This window comes from Micromonospora sp. NPDC002717 (genome assembly GCF_040295705.1).
Lineage (GTDB): Bacteria > Actinomycetota > Actinomycetes > Mycobacteriales > Micromonosporaceae > Micromonospora.
Genome location: NZ_JBEOVW010000003.1, coordinates 96,738 through 121,088, shown reverse-complemented (window position 1 = coordinate 121,088; position 24,351 = coordinate 96,738). Strand labels below are relative to the sequence as shown.

Below are 24,351 nucleotides of genomic sequence, written 5' to 3'. Positions count from 1 at the left end.
AGGGCCCCTCCGCACACCCCGGACCCGGGAGGAAGCCTTCTTGTCGGCCGCTCGGCTTGTTACCGTGCCGATCATGCGTGCCGCCTTCGCCTCCCGCCTCGACGACGCCAACCCGCTCGCCGCGCTCACCGTCGGCGAGCAGCCCGAGCCCACCCACCCGGCCGACGACTGGGTGACCGTGCAGGTGCGGGCCAGCTCCCTCAACCACCACGACCTCTGGTCGCTGCGCGGCGTGGGGCTGCGCGCGGAGCAACTGCCGATGATCCTCGGCTGCGACGCCGTCGGCGTGGACCCGGACGGCAACGAGGTCGTCGTCTACCCGGTGGTCGCCACCCCGGGCGACCCGCGCGGCGTCTCCATCCTCTCCGAGCACTTCCCCGGCACGCTGGCCGAGCGGGTCGCCGTGCCCCGGTCCAACCTGGTGCCGCTGCCGGCGGGCCTGGCGGCGACGGACGCGGCCTGCCTGCCGACCGCCTGGCTGACCGCGTGGCGGATGCTGACCACCGTGGGCCGGGTCGACGACGCCGACGCCGTGCTGGTCCAGGGCGCCGGGGGCGGCGTGGCGACCGCGGCCGTCGCGCTCGCCGCGGCGATGGGCAAGCGGGTGTACGCGACCAGCCGCGACGCCGCCAAGCGGGAGCGGATCGCCGAGCTGGGCGCCACCGCCGTCGAGCCCGGCACGCGGCTGCCCGAGCGGGTCGACGTGGTGATCGAGACGGTCGGGGCGGCCACCTTCGACCACTCGCTGAAGTCCGCCGCGCCGATGGCCCGGATCGTGGTCTCCGGCGCGACCGCCGGGCACGAGCCGAAGGTCAACCTGCGCCGGGTCTTCGCCATGCAGCTGGAGATCCTGGGCACCTCGATGGGCACCCCCGACGAGCTGTCCGCCCTGCTCGCGTTCTGCGCCGAGCGGGGGGTGCGCCCGGTGGTGGACACGGTCGTCCCGTTCAGCCGGGTCGCCGACGCCTTCGCCCGCCTGCACTCCGGCGACGTCTTCGGCAAGGTCGTCGTCGACCACACCGCCTGACGGCCCCCGGCGGCCACGCCCGCCCGCCACACGGCGAGCGGGCGCGGTCGCTCAGAGGCGGTTGTCGAGGGTGGCGATGTCGTGGCGGGCGGCGTCGGTGGGGATGCGGCGCTTGGCGGCCTCGTCGCCGTAGAGGGACCAGCGCAGGAACTCGACCGTGGTGTCCGAGACCACCCGCAGGGCCTCGCCGTCGCTGAGCAGGGCCCGGCCGTGGTCGCCCTTCGGCAGGCTCAGCATGGCCTTCGGCCAGGGCACCTTGTCGTAGGCGGCCTTGCCGGCGGCGTACTCGACCACCTCGTCGGCCTCGCCGTGCACGAAGAGCTGCGGCGCGGCGGCGCCCGCGAAGGCGGTGCCGACACCGAGCGCGGTGCCGGCGAAGACCACGCCGGCGTCCAGCCGCTCGTCGCGGCCGGCGGTGAAGAGGCCGATCGTGGTCACCCCGCCGGCCGAGTGCCCGGCCGCGGCCACCCGGTCGGTGGCCAGCCGGCCGCGCAGCGGGTCGCCGCTGCGGCCGTCGAGGGCGAGCACCTGGGTGAGCGCGTACGACACGTCGGCGGGCTGGTTGAGCACGTCGAGCACGTTGCCGTCGCCGCCCCGCGCGGTGTGCGGGAAGGTCGGGGCGGCCACCACGAACCCGGCCGCCGCCCAGCGGGTCAGCAGCGTCTCGTAGTCGGCCGGCCGCCCGTTCAGGCCGTGGCTGAACATGACGACGGGAAACCTCCCCCGGGCCGCCGCCGCCGAGCGCTCCGGCTCCCCGCCGGCCTTTCCGGCCGCCGGGTACCAGACGGTCACCGGCAGCGGCCGGTCCCCGTCGCGGTTCAGCTCGAGCTGTCGTACGCCGACGGCGAACGCCTTCTCGGGGGCGGTGCCGGCGGGCACCAGCGGCGCCGGGGTGCTCGCCTTCGGCGACTCGACGGGAGCGGCCGGGCGGGCGACCGGACCGGCGTCGGCGGAGCAGCCGACCAGACCGGCGGCGAGCAGTGCCGTGGCGAGCAGGGCGGGGGTGGCGCGACGCGACATGGCTCCGATTGTGCCTCGCCGCGCCACCCGCCCCACCCGGGATCGACGCAGCGCACCGGCCGCGTGACCGGCTCGTGCCGGCTCGTCCCACTCGGGTGCCGGACGCGCGACCGAACCAGGTGGAGCGGCACGTCGTGGCACCGAACGACCGGACCGCGCCGCGGCGCGCCGCCGCCGGTTGCTCGGCCGCCGCGGCGTGCCCGCTCGCCCGGTTCGCCGGTCGCCCGGGCGTCAACCGGTCATGGGCGGGGCATCGGCGACGGCGGCGCGGAGGCGCGCCAGATCGGCGGCGTCCTTGGGGCGGCGGGGGCGCCCCGGCATCCAGACGGGAAACATCTCCTTGAACTCGATCTGGGCGGCCACCGAGATCACCGGGACGGCCAGCGGGCCGATCCGGCCGGGCGGACCGGTCAGCATGCCGTCGGGCAGCGGGGTGCCCGCCCACTGACCGGCGCCCACCACCACCCGGCCGGCCGCGTCCCGCGCCAGGTACGCGACGCTCACCTCGACGTCGTTGCGGACCAGGTCGAGCTGCAGGTGGACGGGCATCCTCGGGTCTGGCCGCCAGCCGTGCGCCCGCAGCAGGCCGGCCAGCCGCTCCGCGTCGGCACGCCAGCAGTACCAGTCGACGTCGACGTGCGGCCGGGTCACCTCGCCCAGGTGGAAGTCCATCGCCCAGCCGCCCCGCAGCCACACCTCGACGCCGGCCGCCGACGCCAGCCCGGCCAGCTCGGCGATGCCGTCGAGTTGTCGCCCCGTCAGACCGTCCACGGCGGCACCGTAGCCCGGCGGCCTTCGCCGCACCAGAGCGTCACCCGTACCGGGGCGGCCGGTGCGGCGGTCAGCGGGCGGAGCGGGTCTCGAACGCCGTCACGCCCGGAAGGCGGGCGCCGCCGGGCAGGCGCCGGCCGGCGTCCGGGTCGCCGTAGAGGCTCCAGCGGAGGAAGTCCGTGGTGGTGGCGAGGACCTGGTCGAAGCCGGGCCGCCCCGGGGTCAGGTACTCGCCGTGGCCCTGGCCGAGCAGGCTCAGGAAGGCGGCCGGGCCGGTCGTGCGGTCGTACGCGGCCCGGCCGACCGACGCCGGCACGATCGGGTCGGCCGTGCCGTGCACGAACAGCAGCGGCGCCGCCGGGCCGGCGAAACTGCCCGCCATGCCGCCGCCGGCGATCACGATGCCGGCCCGCAGCCGCCCCGACCGTCCGGAGGTGAACATCCCCGCCGTGGTGAAGCCGCCCGCCGAGTGGCCGGCGGCGGCGAACCGGGTGACGTCGAGGTGCCCGGCGAGCGGGTCACCGCGCCGGGCATCGAGCCGCACCAGGTGCCGGACGAGCCGCCAGCCGTCGGCCGGCTGGTGGCGTACGTCGGCGCGGCTGAACCGGGGCGTCCCGCGCCGGGTGTGCGGGTAGGCCGGGGCGGCCACCACGAAGCCGGCGGCGGCCCAGCGCGTGGTCAGCCCGGCGTGCAGCTCGGGGAGGCTGTGCAGCCCGTGGCTGTAGACCACCACCGGGAACCGGCCCGCCGCCACCGCGTCCCCGTCCGCCGGGTACCAGACGGTCACCGGGAGCGGCCGAGCCGAGGTGGGGTCGACGGTGAACGTCCGCACCCCGACGGCGTACGTCGTCTCAGGGGCCGGACGGGCCGGCGGCGTGCCGCTCCCGGGCGCGGCGGTGGCCGGCGCGCAGCCCGCCAGCAGCGCCGTCATCAGCACGGCGACCAGCCGCTTCACCCCCACCGTTCCACGGTAGGTGCCGGGTCGTCCGGACCGTCCCCACCGTCCGGCCGGACACTCCCGTCGGCCGGGCGGATCCCGTCCACCGGCCGGCCCGACCTGGGTCGGGCGGCGCGTGACGGACCACGGGGCGGTAGCGACTTGGCTAGGGTCACCGGCATGCCTGAGAACCACACCGACCCGAGCGGCAACACCGCGGCGTTCCGCGCCTTCGCCAACACCGCCGAGCCCGAGGCGCCGGCCGGCGCCTCCCGCACGCCGCTGCTCGTCGGCGCCGGGGCGGTCGCGGTCGTGCTGGTCGCCCTCCTCGCCTGGCTCGCCCTGAGCTGACGCCCGGGCCCGGGTCAGCCGGCGGCGCCGACCACGGCCCGCGTCTGGAGGGCGATCTCGCGCTCCTCGTCGGTGCCTACGACGCAGACCGTCACCTCGGTGCCCTCGGGTGAGATGACCCGGTCGCCGCTGCCGGCGTTGCGCTCCGGGTCCACCGCGATGCCGAGCCGGTCCAGGCCGGCCAGCGCGGCGGCGCGCACCGGCGCGGCGTGCTCGCCGACCCCGGCGGTGAAGGCGATCGCGTCCACCCGCCCGAGCAGCGCGTAGTACGCCCCGACGTAGCCGGTGATCCGCCGGCAGTAGACGTCGAAGGCGAGCGTGGCCGCCGGATCGCCGTCCGCCCGGCGCCTGAGGACCTCGCGCATGTCGTTGGCGCCGGTCAGCCCGAGCAGGCCGCTGCGGTGGTTGAGCAGGTCGTCGATCTCGTCGACGGAGAGACCGCCCTCCCGGCGCAGGTGGAAGATGACGGTCGGGTCGAGGTCGCCGCTGCGGGTGCCCATCACCAGGCCCTCCAGCGGGGACATCCCCATCGAGGTGGCCACGCTCCGGCCGCCGGCGACCGCGCAGGCGCTGGCCCCGTTGCCCAGGTGCAGGGTGATCGTGTTCACCTCCGCGTACGGGTGGCCGAGCAGCTCGGCGGTGCGCCGGGACACGTACGCGTGCGAGGTGCCGTGGAACCCGTACCGCCGGATGCCGTACCGCTCGGCGGTGTCCCGCTCGACCGCGTAGGTCGCGGCGGCCTCGGGCAGCGTGGTGTGGAACGCGGTGTCGAAGACGGCGACCTGCGGCACGTCCGGCAGCGCGGCCAGGGCGACCTCGATGCCGGTCAGGTTGGCGGGGTTGTGCAGCGGCGCGAGCGGGATCAGGTCGCGGATCGCGGCGCGCACCGCGTCGTCGAGCAGGACGGGCTCGCCGAACCGCTTGCCGCCGTGGACCACCCGGTGCCCGACGGCGGCCAGCCCGGCCAGGTCGAGCCCGGCGAGAATCTCCCGGACGGCGGTCTCGTGGTCGGCCGGGCCGCCGCCCGGCTCGCCGACCCGCTCCACGGTGCCCCTGTCGAGCACCCGGTCGCCGTCGAAGAGCCGGTACTTCACCGACGACGATCCGCAGTTGAGCACGAGCACCCGGCTCACGGGTGCCTCCTTTCGGCGGCGGGCGGGCCGACCTGGGCGCTCATGACGGCACTTCGCTTCGCTGCGTGTCGCCATGAGGCACCATCGCACTGAGCTTGCTGATTCGCTCGCTTCGCTCGCTCATGACGGCACTTCGCTTCGCTGCGTGTCGCCATGAGGCACCGTCGCACTGAGCCTGCTGGTTCGCTCGCTTCGCTCGCTCATGACGACTCCTCGGCCGCGGCCTGGATGGCGGTGATCGCCACGGTGTTCACGATGTCCGGCACGGTGGCTCCCCGGGACAGGTCGTTCACCGGCCGGCGCAGGCCCTGCATCACCGGCCCGACGGCCACCGCCCCAGCGGAGCGCTGCACCGCCTTGTACGTGTTGTTGCCCGTGTTCAGGTCGGGGAAGACGAAGACCGTGGCCCGGCCGGCGACCGTGCTGCCGGGCAGCTTCGTCGCCGCGACCGCCGGGTCGATCGCCGCGTCGTACTGGATCGGCCCCTCGACCAGCAGGTCGGGGCGGCGCTCCCGGACCAGTTTCGTGGCCGCCACGACCTTCTCCACGTCGGCGCCCGCCCCGGAGCTGCCGGTGGAGTAGGAGAGCATGGCGACCCGCGGCTCGATGCCGAACCGGGCGGCGGTGTCCGCCGAGGAGATGGCGATGTCGGCGAGCTGGGCGGCGTCCGGGTCGGGGTTGACCGCGCAGTCGCCGTAGACCAGCACCCGGTCGGCCAGCAGCATGAAGAAGACGCTGGAGGCGACCGAGACCCCCGGCACCGTACGGATGATCTCGAAGGCCGGCCGGATCGTGGCGGCGGTGGTGTGGGTCGCCCCGGAGACCATCCCGTCGGCGTGCCCGGTCTGCACCATCAGGGTGCCGAAGTAGTTCGGCTGGGCGACGATGTCGTGCGCCAGCTCGGCGGTGACCCCCCGGTGGGCGCGCAGCTTCGCGTACTCGACGGCGAACTCGTCGCGCCACTCGCTGGTGACCGGGTCGACCACCCGCGCGCCGGTGATGTCGATGCCCAGCTCGCGGGTCCGCCGCACGACGTCGTCGGGGCGCCCGAGCAGGGTGATGTCGGCGACGCCCCGGCGCAGCAGGATCTCCGTCGCCCGCAGGATCCGCTCCTCCGCCCCCTCGGGCAGCACGAGGTGCCGGCGTCGGGCCCGGGCCCGGTCGATCAGGTCGTTCTCGAACATCAGCGGGGTGACCCGCCCGGAGCGGCTGACCCGCAGCCGGCGGGCCAGGTCGTCGGTGTCCACGCAGCGCTCGAACGCGCCGAGCGCGGCCTCCACCTTGCGCGGGTGGGCCGCGCTGGGGCGGCCCTCGATCCGGCTGGACGCGGCCACCGTGTCGTAGCTGTCGCTGGGCACGGAGAGCACCGCGAGCCCGGTGCTCAGCCCCTCCACCAGCCGCATCGCGCGCGGGTCCGGCTGCTCGCCGAGGGTGAGCACCACCCCGGCGACCGAGACCTGCCCGGCCACGTGCGCCGCGCTCGCCGCCACCAGCAGGTCCGCCCGGTCCCCGGGGGTGATCACCAGGGCACCCTCGGTCAGGTGGTCCAGCAGCGTCGGCACGTGTGCCGCGCCGACCACGTAGTCGAGCACGTCGCGGCCGAGCGCGTCGTCGTCCCCGGCCAGCAGCGTGGCGCCGAGCGCCGCCGCCACCTCGGCCACCGTCGGCGCCGACACGGTCGGCACCTCCGGGATGGCGTACGCGGGGACCGGCAGGTCCGGCAGGGCCATCGGGCCGGGCACCCGGTTGGCGACGACCGCCAGCACCGTCGCCCCGAGGTCCTCCAGATCGTGGTACGCCCCGCGCGCCGCCGCCGCGATCGCCGCCGGCTCCTGCCCGAAGCCGTCGACCACGGGCACCACCACGCTGCCGAACTCGGTGGCCAGCCGGGCGTTGAAGGCCAACTCGCGGGGCCCGGCGCCGTCGCCGCCGTCGGCGAAGTCGCTGCCCACCACGACCACCGCCGGGCAGCGCCGCTCGACCTCCCGGTAGCGCGTGACGATGCCGGCGATCAGTTCCTCCCGCCGCCCGTCGGCGACCAGCGCGGTGGCCTCGGCGTACGTGGTGCCGCTCAGGTCGGCCAGCGGCAACCCGATCCGGTACCGGTCGCTGAGCAGGGCGAGGATCGGGTCGGGGCCGTGCCCGCCGACCAGCGGCCGGAACGCGCCGATCCGCTCGACCTGCCGGGACAACAGCTCCGCCAGCCCGAGCGCGACGGTCGACTTGCCCCCGCCGGATCCCACGCTGGTCAGGTACACACTCCGGGCCACGCACCCACCCTAGAAGATCGCGTAACCGTCCGCCCGGGACCTTGGACCCACCCGCCCGGGCCGTTGATCATGATGTTTGTTGTCGCCCGCCTCGGCGTGTCGCGGCAACAAGCTCACGATCAACGCGAGGTGGACGGTCGGGTTACTCGTCGTCCTCGTCGTCGAGGCGGGCGAGCCAGGTGGCGAAGCGCTCGATCGGCGTCTCGAACTCGGGGTTCAGGTCGACGAAGTCGCGGAGGCGCTCGCCGAGCCACTCGACGCTGACGGACTCCTCGCCCCGCCGCTGCACCAGTTCCTCGATCCCACGGTCCGTGAAGTACATGCTGTGCGTTCCTCGCTCGTCGGTCTGCTGTGGATGGGCGTTCGGGTCGTCCCGGGACGGAGGCCGGCCGGAACCGCCACGGGCGGCCGGGACGCCGACGGGGCAGAGACCGTCAGCGCGACGGTCCCTGCCCCGGTTGTCGGTGCGGTGCTCAGGTCACGGGCGGGGGAGAGCCGCCTCGATCAGCGCGGTCTGCTCGACGTCGTGCATCTTCGCCGAGCCGACGGCCGGGGCGGCCGCGGCCGGGCGGGAGATGCGGCGCAGCCGGACGTCGGCCAGGTGCTCCAGCAGGTTGAGCGCGACGAACGACCAGGCGCCCTGGTTGGCCGGCTCCTCCTGCACCCAGGCGTAGTCCTCGGCGTTCGGGTACGCCGCGAGCGCGGCCCGGATCTCCTCCACCGGCATCGGGTAGAGCTGCTCCAGCCGGATGATCGCGGTGTCGGTGATGCCGCGCTCCTGCCGGGCCTGGAACAGGTCGTAGTAGACCTTGCCCGAGCAGAGCAGCACCCGCTTCACCGCCTCCGGCGCCGGGGCGCCCGGGTCGCGCAGCACCGGCTGGAAGGTACCGGTGGTGAACTCCTCGACGGAGGAGACGCAGAGCTTGTGCCGCAGCAGCGACTTCGGCGTGAACACCACCAGCGGCTTGCGCTTCGGCGAGAGCGCCTGGCGCCGCAGCAGGTGGAAGTAGTTCGCCGGGGTGGTCGGGATGGCCACCCGCATGTTGTCCTCGGCGCACATCTGCAGGAACCGCTCCGGGCGGCCGGAGGTGTGGTCCGGCCCCTGGCCCTCGTGGCCGTGCGGCAGCAGCAGGGTGACCGCGGAGCGCTGGCCCCACTTCACCTCGCCGGAGGAGACGAACTCGTCGATCACCGACTGGGCGCCGTTGACGAAGTCGCCGAACTGCGCCTCCCAGCAGACCAGCGCGTTGATGTTCTCCACCGAGTAGCCGTACTCGAAGCCCATCGCCGCGTACTCGCTGAGCAGGGAGTCGTGCACGAAGAACCGGGACCGCTCGCCGTCGCCGGTCAGCGACTGCAGGGGCAGGTGGTCCTCGCCGGTCTCGGCGTCGACCACGGCGGCGTGCCGCTGCACGAAGGTGCCCCGGCGGGAGTCCTGACCGGCGAGCCGGACGGTGACCCCGTCGTGCAGCAGCGAGCCGAACGCGATGATCTCGCCGAAGCCCCAGTCGATGTTGCCCTCGACGGACATCTTGGCCCGCCGGTCGAGCAGCTGCTGGATCCGCTTGTGCGGGGTGAAGCCCTCCGGCAGGTTGACGTGCGCCTCGCCGATGGCCTTGACGACGCCGGCGTCGGTGGCGGTCTCCACCTGCGGCTCCGGCTCGTCCTCCCGCTTGGGGCGGCTGAGCTGGCGCGGCATGGTGGCCGCGTCGCGGGTGGCCTTGAAGACCCGCTCCAGCTGCGACTGGTAGTCGCGCAGCAGCTCCTCCGCATCCTCCACGGTGATGTCGCCGCGCCCGATCAGCTCCTCGGTGTAGAGCTTCCGGACGGACCGCTTCGAGTCGATGATCTTGTACATCTGCGGGTTGGACATCGACGGGTCGTCGCCCTCGTTGTGCCCGCGCCGGCGGTAGCAGACCATGTCGATGACGACGTCCTTGTTGAACGCCTGCCGGTACTCGAAGGCCAGCCGGGCGACCCGGACCACGGCCTCGGGGTCGTCGCCGTTGACGTGGAAGATCGGCGCCTGGATCATCCGGGCGACGTCGGTGCTGTAGAGGCTGGAGCGGCTGTACTCCGGGGCGGTGGTGAAGCCGACCTGGTTGTTGACCACCACGTGCACGGTGCCGCCGGTGCGGTAGCCGCGCAGCTGGGAGAGGTTGAGCGTCTCCGCCACCACGCCCTGGCCGGCGAAGGCGGCGTCGCCGTGCACCGCGAGCGGCAGCACGGTGTAGCCCTCCAGCTTGAGGTCTATCCGGTCCTGCTTGGCCCGGACGATGCCCTCCAGCACCGGGTCGACGGCCTCCAGGTGCGACGGGTTCGCCACCACCGAGACCTTGACCGCGTGGTCGCCGTCCGGCGTGGTGAACTTGCCGTTCTGGCCCAGGTGGTACTTCACGTCGCCGGAGCCCTGCGTGGAGCGCGGGTCCAGGTGCCCCTCGAACTCCGAGAAGATCTTCTCGTACGGCTTGCCGACGATGTTCGCCAGCACGTTGAGCCGGCCGCGGTGGGCCATGCCGATGACGACCTCGTCCAGCCCGCCCTCGGCGGACGCCTCCAGCACCTCGCCGAGCAGCGGGATCAGCGACTCGCCGCCCTCCAGCGAGAAGCGCTTCTGCCCGACGTACTTGGTCTGCAGGAAGGTCTCGAACGCCTCGGCGGCGTTGAGCCGGTTGAGCACGTGCTTCTGCTCGTCCGGGGACGGCTTCTCGTACTTGCGCTCGATCCGCTCCTGGATCCAGCGCCGCTCCTCCGGGTCCTGGATGTGCATGTACTCGATGCCGACCCGGCGGCAGTACGAGTCGCGCAGCACGCCGAGGATGTCGCGCAGCTTCATCCGCTGCTTGCCGGCGAAGCCGTTGACCGGGAACTCGCGGTCCAAGTCCCACAGGGTCAGCCCGTGCTGGAGGACGTCCAGGTCCGGGTGCTTGCGGATCTTGAACTCGAGCGGGTCGGTGTCGGCCATCAGGTGCCCGCGCACCCGGTAGGCGTGGATCAGCTCGTGCACCCGGGCCGTCTTGTTGATCTGGCCCTCGCTGTTGACCGCGACGTCGCGCATCCAGCGCACCGGCTCGTACGGGATCCGCAGCGAGGTGAAGATCTGGTCGTAGAAGCCGTGCTCGCCCAGCAGCAGCTCGTGCATGACCTTGAGGAACTCGCCGGACTGCGCGCCCTGGATGATCCGGTGGTCGTACGTGCTGGTCAGGGTGATGACCTTGCTGACCGCCAGCTCGGCCAGGGTGGCCTCGGACATGCCCTGGTAGGGGGCCGGGTACTCCATCGCGCCGACGCCGATGATCGCGCTCTGCCCCTGCATGAGCCGCGGCATCGAGTGCACGGTGCCGATGCCGCCGGGGTTGGTCAGCGAGATCGTGGTGCCGGAGTAGTCCTCCATGGTCAGCTCGTTGCGGCGGGCGCGCCGGACCACGTCCTCGTACGCCTGCCAGAACTGCCGGAAGTCCATCTGCTCGCAGGCCTTGATGGACGGGACCACCAGGTTGCGGCTGCCGTCCGGCTTGACCAGGTCGATCGCGATGCCCAGGTTGACGTGCTCGGGCCGGACCATGACCGGCTTGCCGTCGACCTCGGCGAAGGAGTTGTTCATCTCCGGGTGGGCGACCAGCGCCCGGACCATCGCGTACCCGATGAGGTGGGTGAAGCTGACCTTGCCGCCGCGCCCACGGGTGAGGTGGTTGTTGATCACGATGCGGTTGTCGACCAGCAGCTTGGCCGGGACGGCGCGCACGCTGGTGGCGGTCGGCACGGCGAGCGAGGCGTCCATGTTCTGGACGATCTTCGCCGCCACACCGCGCAGCGGCGTGGTCTGCGGGCCGGCGGCGGTCGGCTTGGTCGGCGCGGGCTTGGCCGGGGCGGCCTTCGCGGGCGCGGGCTTGGCCGGGGCGGCCTTGGCGGCCGGCTTCTCCGGCTTGGCCTCCGGCTTCTTCTCCGCCGGCCTGGCGGCGGCCGGCTGCGCGACCGAGGTGGCCGCCTCCTGCTGTCCGGCGGGCTCCGGCCCGGCGGCCGGCTTCGGGGCCTGCTGTTCAGCGCGGGGCGTGCCGGCGCCGGGCGCCGGACGGTAGTCCGCGAAGAAGTCGTGCCAGGCCGAATCGACGCTGGTGGGGTCGGCGAGGTAGCGCTGGTACATCTCCTCGACGATCCACTCGTTCGGACCGAAACCCGCCAGTGGGTTCTCCTGCGAAGTCTGCTGGGTCGACACGGCCGGTAATCGCCTCTTTCACGCGGGTTTGTGTGTCACGCGGTGTCCCCGTGCCGCCCTGTCTGCGAGCGCCCACGAGACGGCTCCAAGGCTACGCCGTGCGGATGCCGCAGGCATTTCCGCCTCCGCCGCGTGGTCCGTTTCACAGAAGATGCCAGAAGTTGGCCAAACGCTGCGTGTTCCGCCGACTGCTGGTAGGGCCCGTCGTGTCGCCGACCCCAGTACGACGGGGGCGGGGGTGGTGCCCGGCACCACCCCCGCCCCTTCGTCGTCCGAACCCGTCAGGAGATGTCGCGACGGCGGGTGATCGCGACGCCGACCACCCCGCTGACCACCGCGTAGCCGATCAGCACGAGCGCGCCGACCCACCACTCGGGGGTGAAGTCCGTCTGGCCCTCGCTGACCATGACGGTCGAGGCGACGGCCGGCCAGATCACCTGCCACTTGGCCACGGCCTGGTTCTCCAGCACGTTCGCCAGCAGCATGAACAGCAGCCCCACCACCTGCGTGCCGACCAGGTAGAGCACCGCCGCGGTGATCACCGCGCCGAGCTGGTTGGTGATCAGCGTGCCGATCCCCACGCCGAGCACCGTCCAGATCGCGTACGCCAGGAGGTTGAGCAGCAGCGCCCGCTGCACGGCCCACTCGTCGAGCAGGGTGCCGTAGTCGTTGATCGACAGGAAGACCGCCCCGGCGGCCAGGTCGATCACGGTGGTCACCAGCCAGAACCCGAAGCCCAGCAGGCTCGCCGCGACCAGCTTGCTGAGGATCACCGACGTGCGCCGCGGCGTGGACAGGAACGTCGTGGTCGCCGTCTGGTGGAAGAACTCGTTGGTGACCATCAGGATGCCGATCAGCATCACGAACATCAGGCCCAGGTACTGCCCGGAGGTGTAGAGGTTGGCAGCCTGCGCCGCCGCGGACGCCATGTCGCCGGTGACGCCCAGGCTCTCGCCCTTGCCGCTCAGCGTCTCGTCGGCGACCCAGGCATTGAACGCGAACGCCAGCGCGATCGACAGGAACGCGCCGATGGCCAGCCACCACCACGTGCTGGTGGTGCGGATCTTGAGTAGCTCGGATCGGACGAGGTTCATCGGATGCCCGCCTTTCCGGCCGTCAGCTCCAGGAAGACCCGTTCCAGGTCGGGCCGTTCCGTGGTCAGTTCGTGTAGTTCGACGCCGGCGGCCAGGGCGACCCGGCCCACGGTCGGGGCGTCCACCCCGCCCACCAGCAGGGTGCCGTGCTCGTCGACGTCGACGGTGCCCGGGCCGTCCTTCAGCGCCACGGTCAGCGCGTCGGCCTGCGGGGTACGCACCCGCACCCGGACGCCCTGCGCCATCGACCCGATCACGTGCTCGACCGTGCCCTGCCGGACGAGCTGGCCGGCGGCGATGATCACCACGTCGTCGGCGAGCAGCTGCATCTCGGACAGCAGGTGGCTGGAGACCAGCACGGTGCGGCCCTCGTGCGCGAGGTTCTTGAGGAACCCGCGCATCCACCGGATGCCCTCCGGGTCCAGGCCGTTGGCCGGCTCGTCGAGGATCAGCACCCGGGGGTCGCCGAGCATCGCGGCGGCGATGCCGAGCCGCTGCTTCATGCCGAGCGAGTAGCCCTTGAACTTGCGGTTCGCCGCCGGCGTGAGCCCGACCAGCGCCAGCGCCTCGTCGGCCCGCTGCTTCGGCAGCCCCGCCGCCGCGCAGAGCACCCGCAGGTGGTTGATCCCGGTGCGGCCCTTGTGCGCGCTGGACGCCTCCAGCACCGCGCCGACGTGCCGCAGCGGGTCGGTCAGGTCGGCGTACCGGCGACCGCTGATGGTCGCCTGTCCGCCGGTCGGGGTGACCAGGTTCAGCAGCATGCGCAGGGTGGTGGTCTTGCCGGCACCGTTGGGGCCGAGGAACCCGGTCACCCGCCCCGGCTCGACCGTGAAGGACAGATTGTTCACGGCCCGGACGTTCTTGTACTGCTTCGTCAGGCCGGACACCACGATCTGACCGTCACTCGTGGGGCTTCGCTGCCCGTCAGTCATTGCTCTCCTTCGTGCGGGGGCTTCGGGGTACGCCGTGACACAGCGTGGCGGGCGGGCGCAACGAGGTCAATCAGGCGCGCTCCGTAGATCCAACTCCGCCTCAGGCAGGAGGCCCTCCTCCCCAGGAACGACTACCCGCCGGCCGCCGCCACGGCGATCCAGGTCGCCCGGGCCCAGGCCAGAAGGGTGCCGTCGGGGGCGTACAGGCTGGTGTGCACGAGCGCCTTGCGGCCCTCGCCGCCGACCATCGCGCCGGTCACCACGCACTCGTCGCCCGGCTCGGGCAGCGCCGCGACCACCGCCGCGATGCGGCCGAGGACGTACGGCCGACCGGGCGCGATGACGGCCCAGCCGCCGGGGCAGTCCAGCGCCGCCCAGACCGTGGCGGGAGTGACAGACCCCGGCGCGCGGAACGGCGCGGCGGTCCGGCCGTCCGGCAGCCGGCCGGGGAAGATCCGCAGGCCGTCGAGGCGGTCCGGGCCGCAGACGTAGCAGCCCGGGAAGGGGTGGTCGACCAGTCCGGGGTACGCCGCCGACGCAGCCCGCGCAGCCGGCAGGTCCACCGGCGGCACGACCGCGCGGGGATCCTCCGTGGGGCGGACCTGGGCGACGACCAGGCCCTCCGGGTCGCGGACCTCCCCGTCGACGAGAGTGAGCAGGGTCTCCAGCGGGGGCGGGCGGCGCAGCGTCACCTCGACCGGACCGGGGGCGCCGGACGCGGCGGCGAAGACCCCGGCGCTCCAACCGCCGTTGCCCGAGCCCGGCGGCCCGTTGTGGCGCGACTCGATGATCATCAGACACCTCCCGCGGCGCGGCGTCCGGCCCCGTCGCCGGCCCGCCCCCGGCAGCCTCGCACGCCCGCCGGCCGGCCCCGCCACGGGTCGCCGACCGCCGTTCACCTCATCGACACTCCTCACCCCAACGCCCGGCAACCCGGGCCGCCTACACAGGTGCCATGGCCGTTCTGCACGCCGCTGGCGCACCCCTGACGACCAGCGGATACACCCTGCTGATCGCCGACGACCCGAGCGAGGTCGCGGCCGCGCAACGCCTCCGTCACGAGGTGTTCGCCACCGAGCTCGGCGCCACCCTCCGCCCCGACGCCGCCGGGCGCGACGTCGACGAGTTCGACCCGTACTGCGACCACCTGATCGTCCGGCAGGAGAGCACGGGCGAGGTCGTCGGCACGTACCGCCTCCTCCCGCCGGGCCGCACCGACCGCCGGTACGCCGAGACCGAGTTCGACCTCGCGGCGCTCGACCCGCTCCGGGAGCGGTTGGTCGAGGCCGGCCGCTCCTGCGTGCACCCCGACCACCGCTCCGGCGCCGTGATCAACCTGATGTGGGCCGGCATCACCCGCTACCTGCACCTGCGGGGGTCGCGCTGGCTCGGCGGCTGCGCGTCGGTGCCGGTGGCCGACGGGGGCGGGGCCGCCGCCGCGGTGTGGGACGAGGTCCGGGCCCGGCACCTGGCCCCGCCGCCGCTGCGGGTGCGTCCACGCCGCCCCTGGTTCGCCGAGCCGGGCGCGACGACCGGGCCGGCCGACGGTCCGGCGGGGCGGGCCGTGCTGCCGCCGCTGCTGCGCGGCTACCTACGCCTCGGCGCCTGGGTCTGCGGGGAACCCGCGTACGACCCGGACTTCGGGGTGGCCGACTTCTACGTGCTCTTCTCCCTGGACCGGATGAACCCCCGCTACCTGCGGCACTTCCTGGGCGGGGCCGAGCGGTGAGTGCGACACCGCTCTGGCTGCCCACGTCGGGCTGCGGACCGGCCTGCCTCCCGGTCGCCGGCGCGGCGCCGGCCGCGCCGGCGACCCGGCGGGCGGCCCGGCTGCTGGCCGTACTCGGGATGCTGCTGGCGGGCACGGTGCTGGCCGCGCTGCTGCCGGTGCTGCCGGCGGGGGAGCGGGCCGTGGCCGTGCGCGGCTGGGCCCGGGGGACGCTGCGCGCCCTCGGCGTACGCCTGGTGGTGCGCGGCCGGGCGCCGCGGCGGCCGGCGCTGCTGGTGGCCAACCACGTCTCCTGGCTGGACGTGGTGGCGCTGCTGGCCGTCGCGCCGGCCCGGATGGTGGCCAAGCGGGAGGTGCGGTCCTGGCCGCTGGTCGGGCTGCTCGCGACCGCGGCCGGCACCGTCCTGGTCGACCGGGCCCGGCCGCGCGACCTGCCGGCGACGGTGGCCCGGGTCGCCGCCGTGCTGCGCGCCGGCCGCCCGGTGGCGGTCTTCCCGGAGGGTACGACGTGGTGCGGGGCCGCCGACGCGGTCGGCTGCCGCCCCGGCCGGGGGTTCCGCCCGGCCCTGTTCCAGGCGGCGATCGACGCCGGGGCGCCGGTGGTGCCGCTACGGATCGGCTACGCGTGCGCGGCGACCGGCGTGCCGACCACGGCCGCCGCCTTCGTCGGCGACGACAACCTGTTCCGCTCGCTGGGTCGGGTGCTCGCCGCCCGCGACCTGGAGGTCCGGGTGACCGTCTCCGCCGCGCTGCACCCCGCGCGGGACGCCGACCGTCGACTGCTCGCCCGGACGGCCGAGTCGGCCGTGCACCTCGTGCCGCCGCCGGCAGGGTCGGCGGCCCCGGGCGTGCCGGCCCCCGCACCGGCGCTGTCCGTGCCGGTCCCCGCACCGGCGCTGTCCGTGCCGGCGCTGTCCGCGTCGGTCCCCGTGCCGGCATCGTTCCCGCCGGCCGCCGCGCCGGTGCCGTTCCCGCCGCTCGCCGCCTCGTCGGAGCCGGAGCCGCCCGCCGGGCCGGCCGGACCGGAGCGGAGGCTCGACCTGGCTGCCTGACCCGGACGGCGGGGACGTCCGCCGTCCGGCGGCACCGCTTGTCGTATCGCGATGTATCGCGTTACTGTCCTGCCGTGGGACGCGCCGGGCCGGCGCGTCACCGGAGGGAGGACCGATGACCGGCTGGACCGTGGACGCCCCGCAGCGGCTCACCCTGGACGGGCCGGTCACCCGGCTGGACGTCCACCCGCTCGGCGGCCGCCTCAACGTGGTGGCCACCGACGGCCCGGCCCGGGTCGACGTCACCCGGGTCGGTCGCCGGCCGGTCCTGGTCGAGCACCGGGACGGTCGGCTCTCCGTACGCCAGCAGCGGCGCCGGTGGTGGTCGGAGTTCGTCTGGTGGATGGGGCCGCTGTCCCGGCTGACCCGGGCCGACGTCTCCGTCGCGGTTCCCGCCGACGTGCTGGCCGACCTCGAACTGGTCGAGGGCTCGCTGGTCGCGTCGGGCCTGTGCGGCCGGACCCGGGCGGAGGTGACGGCGGGGCGGATCACGCTGATGGGGCTGCGCGGCCCGACGTCGGCGAGGACCACGTCGGGCCCGGTCGAGGCGCTCGGCGTGTCCGGCGACCTCGACCTGGAGACGGTCTCGGGCGAGGTGACCCTCGCCGACAGCGCGGCCGGGCAGGTGCGCGCGGGCACCGTCTCCGGCGCCATCACCTGCGACCTGGACAACCCCCGGCGCAGCGACATCCGGCTCAGCACGATCTCCGGCGGCATCACCGTCCGGGTCCGCGAGGACAGCGACCTCGCCGTGCGCCTGCACACCACGTCGGGCCGGATCACCAGCGGCTTCGCCCAGGTGCGGGGCAGCGCCGCCCCCGGGGCGGTGGTCGACAGCGAGGGAGTGCTCGGCGCGGGCGAGGGTAAGCTCTGGGCTTCCGCCACCTCGGGCAGCATCGCGCTGCTCGCCCGCCCGGTGGACAACCAGGAAGAGGAGCTGCCGTGACCGCCGTGTTCAGTCACGGGCGGCTCCGGCTCTACCTGCTCAAGCTCCTCGACGACGGCCCGAAGCACGGCTACGAGCTGATCCGCCTGCTGGAGGAGCGCTTCCTCGGCCACTACGCGCCCAGCGCCGGCACCATCTACCCCCGGCTGCAACGGATGGAGGCCGACGGGCTCGTCACCCACACCGCCGTCGGCGGCCGCAAGGTCTACGAGATCACCGAGGCCGGCCGGGCCGAGCTGCGCCAGCGGGCCGGCGAGCTGGCCGCCCTGGAGTCGGACATCGCGGCCTCGGTCGAGGACCTGTCCGCGCTGGCCGGGGAGATCCGCGACGAGGTACGCGGCTCGGTCCGCGACCTGAAGCGGGAGCTGCGCGAGGCGGCGCGGCAGACCCGACGGGCCCGCTGGACGCCCCCGGCGCCCGGTCCGGCGCCCGCCCCCGGCCCCGTCGCAGGGCCGGGAACGACGCCGCTCGCCGAGTTCGACCAGCGGCTGGCGGCCTTCGCCGTCGAGGTGGGCGCCCTGGTGCGGGCCCGCAGGCTCACCGACTCGCAGCTGCGTACGGCGATCCGGCTGCTCGACGGCGCGCTGGACGGGCTGCGGCGGCTCCTGCGCTGACCACGGCGGTCGGCTCACAGGCTTTTTCCAGGAAGTGCCCAGCGCGGACGCAGCGAGAGCGCGGATGATGGGCGTATGGCCGCTACCCAGACCGAGGCGCGACTGCTCGTCGTCGAGGACGATCCCAACATCCTCGAACTGCTCTCCGCGAGCCTGCGCTTCGCGGGCTTCGACGTGGCCACCGCGACGAGCGGCAGCGCCGCCCTGCACGCCGCCAAGGACCACCGGCCCGACCTGGTCGTGCTCGACGTGATGCTGCCCGACCTGGACGGCTTCGAGGTCATCCGGATGCTCCGCGAGGGCGGCGCGCGCACGCCCGTGGTCTTCCTCACCGCGCGCGACGCCACCGACGACAAGATCCGCGGGCTGACCCTGGGCGGGGACGACTACGTCACCAAGCCGTTCAGCCTGGAGGAGCTGACCGCCCGGATCCGGGCGGTGCTGCGGCGGACCAGCACCGGCGAGCAGGCGCCCTCCCGGCTGACCTTCGCCGACCTGGAGTTGGACGAGGAGACCCACGAGGTGCACCGGGCCGGTCAGCGGGTGCAGCTCTCGCCGACGGAGTTCAAGCTGCTGCGCTACCTGATGCTGAACGCCAACCGGGTGCTGTCGAAGGCCCAGATCCTCGACCACGTGTGGAACTACGACTTCCGGGGCGACGACAACATCGTCGAGTCCTACATCTCCTACCTGCGCCGCAAGGTGGACAACACCCAGCCCCGGCTGATCCACACCCTGCGGGGCGTCGGGTACGTGCTGCGCAAGCCGGCGGCGTGAACCCGGTCCACCAGGGGAAGGCATGGCTGCGTGGCGTCCCGCTGCGGGTGAAGCTGGTCGCCGCGGTCCTGACCCTGGTCGCCGCCGCCCTCCTGGTGATCAGCTCGCTGACCACCGTCTTCCTCCGGGGCTACCTCATCGAGCAGGTGGACGAGGAACTGAGCCGCACCACCGGCTCGGTGGCCGCGGTGCTGAACCTGTACAAGGAAGGCCGGAAAAGCACCACCACGCTACCCAGCGACTTCATCATCTCGTTGGCCCAGCCGGCCGGGGTGATGTCGCCCGAGTACGACAGCCAAAACATCCGCCCGGAACAGCTGCCGCGGCTACCGAGCACCACCGAGGGGTTCGCCGCGCTGACCGGCGAGCCGCGCACGGTGCTCGCGCAGGACCACAGGTCTCGCTGGCGGATGCTCTACACCCAGTTGGACGACGGCGAGATCCTGGCCGTCGGCCAGCACCTCACCGACGTCGACCAGGCCGTCAAACAGCTGATCTGGATTGACCTGCTGGTCGGCGGGTCGGTGCTGATCCTGCTGGCCTCGATCGGTGCGGCGATCGTCCGGACCAGCCTGAAACCGCTGGTGGAGATCGAGCGTACGGCCGCCGCCATCGCCAGCGGCGACCTCACCCGGCGGGTGCCCGACCCGGAGGAGGGGCAACCCGTCCCGACCTCGGAGTTGGGCCGGCTCTCCCGGGCGCTGAACGCCATGCTGACGCAGATCGAGGCCGCCTTCACCGCCCGGGCCGCTTCGGAGACCGCCGCCCGGGCCGCCGAGACCACGGCGCGGGACGCGGCCGGCGCGGCGCGGGCGTCCGAGGCGCGGGCCCGGCGCTCGGAGGAGCGGATGCGGCAGTTCGTCGCGGACGCGTCGCACGAGCTGCGGACGCCGCTGACCACCATCCGGGGCTTCGCCGAGCTGTACCGGCAGGGCGCGGCGAGCGCGCCGGAGCAGACCGCCGACCTGCTGCGCCGCATCGAGCAGGAGGCGGCCCGGATGGGGCTGCTGGTGGAGGACCTGCTGCTGCTGGCCCGGCTGGACCGGGAACGGCCGCTCGCCCTCGCCCCGGTGGAGTTGCCCGTGCTGGCCAGCGACGCGGTCGAGGCCGCCCGGGTGGTGGCGCCGGAGCGCCGGGTGGAGCTGGAGATCGAGCCCGGGTCCGGCCCGCTGGTGGTCTACGGCGACGACGCCCGGCTCCGCCAGGTGATCGGCAACCTGATGACCAACGCCCTCACGCACACCCCGCCGGACGCCTCGGTGACCCTGCGGCTGCGGGCCGAGTCGGGCAACCTGGCCGTGGTGGAGGTGGCGGACACCGGCCCCGGGCTCACCCCCGACCAGGCGGAGCGGGTCTTCGAGCGCTTCTACCGGGTGGACGCGGCGCGTACCCGGCGGGCCGGCGGCAACACCGGCACCGGGCTCGGCCTGGCCATCGTGGCGGCGCTGGTGCGCGCGCACCATGGCACCGTCGAGGTGGCCGACACCCCGGGCGGGGGCGCGACCTTCCGGGTCCGGCTGCCGCTCGTGCCGGACATCGAGGGTGATGGCGAGTGACTTTCAGCCAACATTCAGGCCGGTTCCAGGCTGGTCGCAGTGCTCCGAGCGAGGGTGGATGTATGACCGAGTACGAGTCCGACCCGCAGCGCCGGCCGGCCGCCACCGACGCCGAGCCGTCGCACCCCACCGCCGAGCTGCCGCGCGTCGAGCGCGCGCAGTCCGACTCCCACCCCGACCCGGCCCCGGCCGCCCCCGGCGACACCGCCGCCCCGGCGTCGGCCGCATTCGCCGCCCCGGCGTCGGCCGCACCCGAAGCGACGGGCGGCGACGCCTTCCGTACCGCCGAGCCGGGCCGGTCCACCGACGCCCCGGTCGCGGGCGACGTCGCGATGCGCGCCCCGGAGCCGGCCCGCGCCCCCGAGGGCGCCACCGCCCCGGACCCGGTCCGTGGCCCCGGCGTCCCGGCCGGGCAGCCCACCCCGGCGGGACCGTTCCCGCCCGCCACGGCCGGCCCGCCCGCCCCGCCCTACCCCGTGTCCGGCCAGGCCCCGGGCGGCCACCCGCACGCGGCCGGGCAGCCCGGCCAGCCGCAGGGCACGCCGTACCCGGGCGCGCCGTGGTACGGCCAGCAGTCCGGCTGGAGCGGCGGGGGACAGCCGGGACAACTGGGGGCGGGCTACGGCCAGCACCCGCACCACCACCCGGGCCAGCCGGTGCCGCCCTGGGCCCCCGCGACGGCGGCCGGCCCCCGGCCGGGCCGGATCGCCAAGCTCGCCGGCGCCGGCGTCGCGGTCTTCGCCCTGATGCTCGGTTCGGGCGTCGCCGGCGGGGCGCTCGCGCTCGCCGTGGACGGCGACTCCGGGACCACCCGCACCTACTCCGCCGCGCCGGTGATCAACAGCGCCGACCTGCCCCGGATCGCCGCCGCCGTGCAGCCCAGCGTCGTCTCCATCGCCACCGACAGCGGCGAGGGCTCCGGCGTGATCCTCACCGCCGACGGCTACGTGCTCACCAACAACCATGTCGTCGCCTCCGCCGGCCAGGACAGCGTCCGGGTGGTCTTCGCCGACGGCAAGACCGCCCAGGCCCGGATCGTCGGCACCGACCCGAAGACCGACCTGGCGGTGGTGAAGGCCGCCGGCGTCAGCGACCTGAAGCCGGCCACGTTCGGCGACAGCGACGCGATGCAGGTCGGCGACCAGGTGCTCGCCCTCGGCAGCCCGCTGGGCCTCCAGGGCTCGGTCACCGCCGGCATCCTCAGCGCTCGCGACCGCACCATCCAGGCCGGCAGCGGCCAGCAGCGGCAGGAGCCGGGCCAGGGCGCCAGCTCGATCGCCGGGCTGCTCCAGACCGACGCGCCGATCAACCCGGGCAACTCCGGTGGCGCGCTGGTCAACACCCGGGGCGAGGTGATCGGCATCAACACCGCGATCGCCACCGCCGGTCAGGGCAGCACCGGCAACATCGGCGTCGGCTTCGCGATCCCCAGCAACAAGGCCAAGGACGTGGCCGGCAAGCTCCAGCGGGGCGAGAAGGTCAGCCACCCGTCGCTCGGGGTCAGCGTGACGGCCGCCGAGGGCGGCGGGGCGCTGGTCGCCGCCGTCACCTCCGGCAGCGCCGCCGAGAAGGCCGGGCTCCAGCGCGGCGACGTGATCACCCGGTTCGGCGACAAGCCGGTCAACGACTCGGACGACCTGGTCGGCGCCGTGCAGGCCGGCAAGGTCGGCGACCGGGTGGCGGTGATTTACAAGCGCAACGGCGCCGAATCCACGGCAACCGTGACGCTCGCCGAGACGTCGTAACACGTAACCGAGACTTTCCTCCTCCCTCCGGCGGCGGGTGGCGGGGCCAAGGGGGTTGGCTCCGTCACCCGCCGCTTCCTCTGACGGCGGTTCGCCCGGTGCGGGTGAGCCGCCGTCACCCGTCGGCCCGGCATCGTCGGTGGCAGACCCGGCGAGGCGTACGGAGGGATGCGATGACCACGGCAGCGGCCGTCCGGACCGACGACCGGATCCAACGGGACGTGCTCGACGAACTGGCCTGGGACGCCCAGGTGCAGCCGAACGACATCGGGGTGACCGTCGCCGACGGCGTGGTCACGCTGACCGGTTGGGTGGACGGCTCCGCCCGCAAGTGGGCGGCGCAACGCTGCGCGCAGCGCGTACGTGGGGTGCGGGCGGTCGCCGACGACATCGAGGTGCGCCTGCCCGGCGAGGCGGGGCATACGGACGCCGAGATCGCGATCGCGGTGAGCCGGGCGCTGGAGTGGGACAGCTTCGTCCCCGCCGAGCTGCTGGACGTCACGGTGGCCAACGGGTGGGTGATGCTGCGCGGCGAGGTGGAGTTCGGCTGGCAGCGGCGTACCGCCGAACGGGAGGTGCGCCGGCTGCGCGGCGTACGCGGGGTGACGAACCTGGTCGAGGTGCGCCCCGCCGCCCGTCCGGACGCCGAGCGGATCCGGCGCGACCTGCAGCGGGCGCTGCTGCGGGGGATCGGCACCGAACGGGTGACCGTCGAGCTGGAGGGGGACACGGTGATCCTCGGGGGCGTGGTCCGTTCCTGGTGGGAACGGGACGAGGCGGAGCGGCTGGCCTGGTCCGCCGCCGGAGTGCGGGCGGTGCGGGACCGGCTCCTCGTGGGCGGGTGAACGCCCGGCTTGTCCGGTTTAGCCGTGCCGTCACCGGGAAACCGCCATCGATCCCGCCGTGTGGGGTGACCGGCCGGAGCGCACATCGACGCCGGCTGCCCACCTGCACCATCGACCGACGGGGAGGACTCGTGGCCGTGAACCACCTGCCGACCGACCGGGCGGCGGAACGGCCGTTGCGGATCGCGATGGTGGTGCCGCCGTGGCTGTCGATGCCCCCGCCCGGCTACGGCGGGCTGGAACAGGTGGTGACCGGCCTGGTGGAGGCGTTGAACGAGCGGGGACACGCGGTGACCGTGTTCGGGGCGGGCCAGGAGCACGGCACCCCCGCCGACTTCGTCTCCACCGTGCCGGAACTGCAGTACGAGCGGCTCGGCGAGGCGCTGCCCGAGCTGGCCCACCTGGCCCGGGTCAACCACCTCGTCGACGCGGCCGACTTCGACGTCGTCCACGACCACACCACGATCGGCCCGCTGGTCGCCGGCCGCCGGGCGGTCCCCACCGTGGCCACCGTGCACGGCAACCCCGTGGGCGAGTACGGCACCGTGCTCAGCGACACCGACCCGGGCGTCGGGCTGGTCGCCATCTCCCACGCCCAGCGCCGGCTCAACCCGCGACTGCCCTGGGTCGGCACGGTGCACAACGCGATGGACGTCCAGGGCATCCCGCACAAGACCGCGCCCAGCCACGGCCCGGTGCTCTGGCTGGCCCGGTTCAGCCCCGACAAGGGCCCGGACGTCGCCATCCGGGCGTGCCGGGTGGCCGGCCTGCCGCTGGTGCTCGCCGGCAAGTGCAACGAGCCGCCCGAACGCCGCTACTTCGACGAGGCGGTCCGGCCCCTGCTCGGCGAGGACGTCCACGTGGTGCTCGACGCCGACCGGGCGGAGGCGCTGCGGCTGCTGGTCGAGGCCCGGTGCCTGATCATGCCGATCCAGTGGGAGGAGCCGTTCGGCATGGTGATGGTGGAGGCCATGGCAACGGGCACCCCGGTGGTGGCCCTGAACCGGGGGGCCGTGCCGGAACTCGTCCGGCCCGGGGTGACGGGCCTGATCTGCGAGGGCGTGGACGACCTGCCCGGCGCGCTGCGTGCCGTGCCCGGCCTCGACCCGGCGGACTGCGTCGCGCACGTGGCGCAGAACTTCTCCACCGCCCAGATGGCCGCCGGATACGAGCACGTGTACCGCCGCTTCATCGCCGACGCGGCCCGGTCCGCCGGGGTCCGGGAGCCGGCCCGGGTGGCCGGGCGTTGACCCCGGTCGGCCGTACCTGACCGGCCTCTCCGGCGGCCCGCTCAGGCCGCGCCGTCCGGCGCGCCGGGGCCGGCCGGCACCGGCAC

At 74.3% G+C, this 24,351-nt stretch carries 20 protein-coding genes and 2 pseudogenes; 12 read left to right on the top strand and 10 right to left on the bottom strand.

Annotated features, from left to right (window positions below; genetic code table 11):
- Positions 1–64: 64 nt before the first annotated feature.
- Positions 65–1,027, top strand: coding sequence for a zinc-binding dehydrogenase (locus tag ABT006_RS06960; protein ID WP_350703747.1), 963 nt, complete (start codon positions 65–67; stop codon positions 1,025–1,027).
- A gap of 51 nt (positions 1,028–1,078) precedes the next feature.
- Here the strand turns inward: ABT006_RS06960 and ABT006_RS06955 are convergent, their stop codons facing one another.
- From ABT006_RS06955 to ABT006_RS06945, 3 genes are all read right to left on the bottom strand, one after another.
- Positions 1,079–2,047: an alpha/beta hydrolase family protein gene (locus ABT006_RS06955; RefSeq protein WP_350703745.1), complete on the bottom strand. Its 969-nt coding sequence runs from the start codon at positions 2,045–2,047 to the stop codon at positions 1,079–1,081.
- Positions 2,048–2,278: 231 nt separating this feature from the next.
- The gene (locus tag ABT006_RS06950) at positions 2,279–2,818 is read right to left on the bottom strand and encodes a nucleotidyltransferase domain-containing protein (RefSeq protein ID WP_350703743.1); all 540 of its coding nucleotides are present in this window, start codon (positions 2,816–2,818) and stop codon (positions 2,279–2,281) included.
- Between the two features lie 70 nt (positions 2,819–2,888).
- Positions 2,889–3,749 (bottom strand): alpha/beta hydrolase family protein, encoded by an 861-nt coding sequence (locus tag ABT006_RS06945; protein ID WP_466024162.1) that lies wholly within the window; start codon positions 3,747–3,749, stop codon positions 2,889–2,891.
- A 186-nt stretch (positions 3,750–3,935) separates the two neighbouring features.
- Between ABT006_RS06945 and ABT006_RS06940 the strand changes: the two genes are divergently transcribed.
- Positions 3,936–4,106 (top strand): hypothetical protein, encoded by a 171-nt coding sequence (locus ABT006_RS06940; protein WP_350703739.1) that lies wholly within the window; start codon positions 3,936–3,938, stop codon positions 4,104–4,106.
- A 14-nt stretch (positions 4,107–4,120) separates the two neighbouring features.
- On the opposite strand, the gene ABT006_RS06935 is transcribed toward ABT006_RS06940, so the two are convergent.
- From ABT006_RS06935 to ABT006_RS06905, 7 genes are all read right to left on the bottom strand, one after another.
- Positions 4,121–5,239, bottom strand: coding sequence for an acetate/propionate family kinase (locus ABT006_RS06935; RefSeq protein WP_350703737.1), 1,119 nt, complete (start codon positions 5,237–5,239; stop codon positions 4,121–4,123).
- A gap of 200 nt (positions 5,240–5,439) precedes the next feature.
- The gene (gene pta / locus ABT006_RS06930; RefSeq protein WP_350703735.1) at positions 5,440–7,509 is read right to left on the bottom strand and encodes a phosphate acetyltransferase; all 2,070 of its coding nucleotides are present in this window, start codon (positions 7,507–7,509) and stop codon (positions 5,440–5,442) included.
- 142 nt (positions 7,510–7,651) lie between these two features.
- A complete protein-coding gene (locus tag ABT006_RS06925; protein ID WP_350680287.1) occupies positions 7,652–7,831 on the bottom strand; it encodes a DUF6104 family protein in 180 nt (59 codons plus the stop codon).
- 156 nt (positions 7,832–7,987) lie between these two features.
- On the bottom strand, positions 7,988–11,725 hold the full coding sequence (locus tag ABT006_RS06920; protein ID WP_350703733.1) for a multifunctional oxoglutarate decarboxylase/oxoglutarate dehydrogenase thiamine pyrophosphate-binding subunit/dihydrolipoyllysine-residue succinyltransferase subunit: 3,738 nt from the start codon (positions 11,723–11,725) through the stop codon (positions 7,988–7,990).
- Between the two features lie 281 nt (positions 11,726–12,006).
- Complete coding sequence (locus ABT006_RS06915) at positions 12,007–12,819, bottom strand: DUF2705 family protein (RefSeq protein ID WP_350703731.1); 813 nt, start codon at positions 12,817–12,819, stop codon at positions 12,007–12,009.
- On the bottom strand, positions 12,816–13,751 hold the full coding sequence (locus ABT006_RS06910; RefSeq protein ID WP_350703729.1) for an ABC transporter ATP-binding protein: 936 nt from the start codon (positions 13,749–13,751) through the stop codon (positions 12,816–12,818). The genes ABT006_RS06915 and ABT006_RS06910 overlap by 4 nt, the downstream gene beginning before the upstream one ends.
- Before the next feature lie 131 nt (positions 13,752–13,882).
- A complete protein-coding gene (locus tag ABT006_RS06905; RefSeq protein ID WP_350703727.1) occupies positions 13,883–14,545 on the bottom strand; it encodes a hypothetical protein in 663 nt (220 codons plus the stop codon).
- Positions 14,546–14,706: 161 nt separating this feature from the next.
- Here ABT006_RS06905 and ABT006_RS06900 point away from each other — a divergent pair, with 161 nt between their 5' ends.
- The 10 genes and pseudogenes from ABT006_RS06900 to ABT006_RS06860 all read left to right on the top strand — a co-directional run bounded on the left by ABT006_RS06900 (position 14,707) and on the right by ABT006_RS06860 (position 24,265).
- A complete protein-coding gene (locus ABT006_RS06900; RefSeq protein WP_350703725.1) occupies positions 14,707–15,480 on the top strand; it encodes a GNAT family N-acetyltransferase in 774 nt (257 codons plus the stop codon).
- Positions 15,477–16,532, top strand: coding sequence for a lysophospholipid acyltransferase family protein (locus tag ABT006_RS06895; protein WP_350703723.1), 1,056 nt, complete (start codon positions 15,477–15,479; stop codon positions 16,530–16,532). The genes ABT006_RS06900 and ABT006_RS06895 overlap by 4 nt, the downstream gene beginning before the upstream one ends.
- Before the next feature lie 115 nt (positions 16,533–16,647).
- Positions 16,648–17,478: a DUF4097 family beta strand repeat-containing protein gene (locus tag ABT006_RS06890; RefSeq protein ID WP_350703721.1), complete on the top strand. Its 831-nt coding sequence runs from the start codon at positions 16,648–16,650 to the stop codon at positions 17,476–17,478.
- Entirely contained in the window at positions 17,475–18,092 is a 618-nt protein-coding gene (locus ABT006_RS06885; RefSeq protein WP_350703719.1) for a PadR family transcriptional regulator, read from the top strand. Before ABT006_RS06890 ends, ABT006_RS06885 begins: the two co-directional genes overlap by 4 nt.
- A gap of 75 nt (positions 18,093–18,167) precedes the next feature.
- Positions 18,168–18,869 (top strand): response regulator transcription factor, encoded by a 702-nt coding sequence (locus tag ABT006_RS06880; RefSeq protein ID WP_350703717.1) that lies wholly within the window; start codon positions 18,168–18,170, stop codon positions 18,867–18,869.
- Positions 18,866–19,031 (top strand): annotated as a pseudogene (locus ABT006_RS35075) (two-component sensor histidine kinase); the annotation flags it as partial. The gene ABT006_RS06880 and the pseudogene ABT006_RS35075, both read left to right, overlap by 4 nt.
- Positions 19,032–19,213: 182 nt before the next feature.
- Positions 19,214–20,425: pseudogene (locus tag ABT006_RS06875) on the top strand (HAMP domain-containing sensor histidine kinase); the annotation flags it as partial.
- A gap of 62 nt (positions 20,426–20,487) precedes the next feature.
- A complete protein-coding gene (locus tag ABT006_RS06870) occupies positions 20,488–22,170 on the top strand; it encodes a trypsin-like peptidase domain-containing protein (protein ID WP_350703713.1) in 1,683 nt (560 codons plus the stop codon).
- 173 nt (positions 22,171–22,343) lie between these two features.
- Positions 22,344–23,015 (top strand): BON domain-containing protein, encoded by a 672-nt coding sequence (locus ABT006_RS06865; protein WP_350703711.1) that lies wholly within the window; start codon positions 22,344–22,346, stop codon positions 23,013–23,015.
- A gap of 188 nt (positions 23,016–23,203) precedes the next feature.
- Positions 23,204–24,265, top strand: a complete 1,062-nt coding sequence (locus tag ABT006_RS06860) for a glycosyltransferase family 4 protein (RefSeq protein WP_350704148.1) — start codon at positions 23,204–23,206, stop codon at positions 24,263–24,265.
- Positions 24,266–24,351: the final 86 nt, after the last annotated feature.

What these genes read in the sequence shown, in the direction of transcription:
- ABT006_RS06955 (WP_350703745.1), bottom strand. Translation starts at nt 2,047, where the DNA reads ATGTCGCGTCGCGCCACCCCCGCCCTGCTCGCCACGGCACTGCTCGCC.
- ABT006_RS06945 (WP_466024162.1), bottom strand. Translation starts at nt 3,749, where the DNA reads ATGACGGCGCTGCTGGCGGGCTGCGCGCCGGCCACCGCCGCGCCCGGG.
- ABT006_RS06940 (WP_350703739.1), top strand. Translation starts at nt 3,936, where the DNA reads ATGCCTGAGAACCACACCGACCCGAGCGGCAACACCGCGGCGTTCCGC.
- ABT006_RS06925 (WP_350680287.1), bottom strand. Translation starts at nt 7,831, where the DNA reads ATGTACTTCACGGACCGTGGGATCGAGGAACTGGTGCAGCGGCGGGGC.
- ABT006_RS06915 (WP_350703731.1), bottom strand. Translation starts at nt 12,819, where the DNA reads ATGAACCTCGTCCGATCCGAGCTACTCAAGATCCGCACCACCAGCACG.
- ABT006_RS06910 (WP_350703729.1), bottom strand. Translation starts at nt 13,751, where the DNA reads ATGACTGACGGGCAGCGAAGCCCCACGAGTGACGGTCAGATCGTGGTG.
- ABT006_RS06905 (WP_350703727.1), bottom strand. Translation starts at nt 14,545, where the DNA reads ATGATCATCGAGTCGCGCCACAACGGGCCGCCGGGCTCGGGCAACGGC.
- ABT006_RS06900 (WP_350703725.1), top strand. Translation starts at nt 14,707, where the DNA reads ATGGCCGTTCTGCACGCCGCTGGCGCACCCCTGACGACCAGCGGATAC.
- ABT006_RS06890 (WP_350703721.1), top strand. Translation starts at nt 16,648, where the DNA reads ATGACCGGCTGGACCGTGGACGCCCCGCAGCGGCTCACCCTGGACGGG.
- ABT006_RS06880 (WP_350703717.1), top strand. Translation starts at nt 18,168, where the DNA reads ATGGCCGCTACCCAGACCGAGGCGCGACTGCTCGTCGTCGAGGACGAT.
- ABT006_RS06870 (WP_350703713.1), top strand. Translation starts at nt 20,488, where the DNA reads ATGACCGAGTACGAGTCCGACCCGCAGCGCCGGCCGGCCGCCACCGAC.
- ABT006_RS06865 (WP_350703711.1), top strand. Translation starts at nt 22,344, where the DNA reads ATGACCACGGCAGCGGCCGTCCGGACCGACGACCGGATCCAACGGGAC.
- ABT006_RS06860 (WP_350704148.1), top strand. Translation starts at nt 23,204, where the DNA reads ATGGTGGTGCCGCCGTGGCTGTCGATGCCCCCGCCCGGCTACGGCGGG.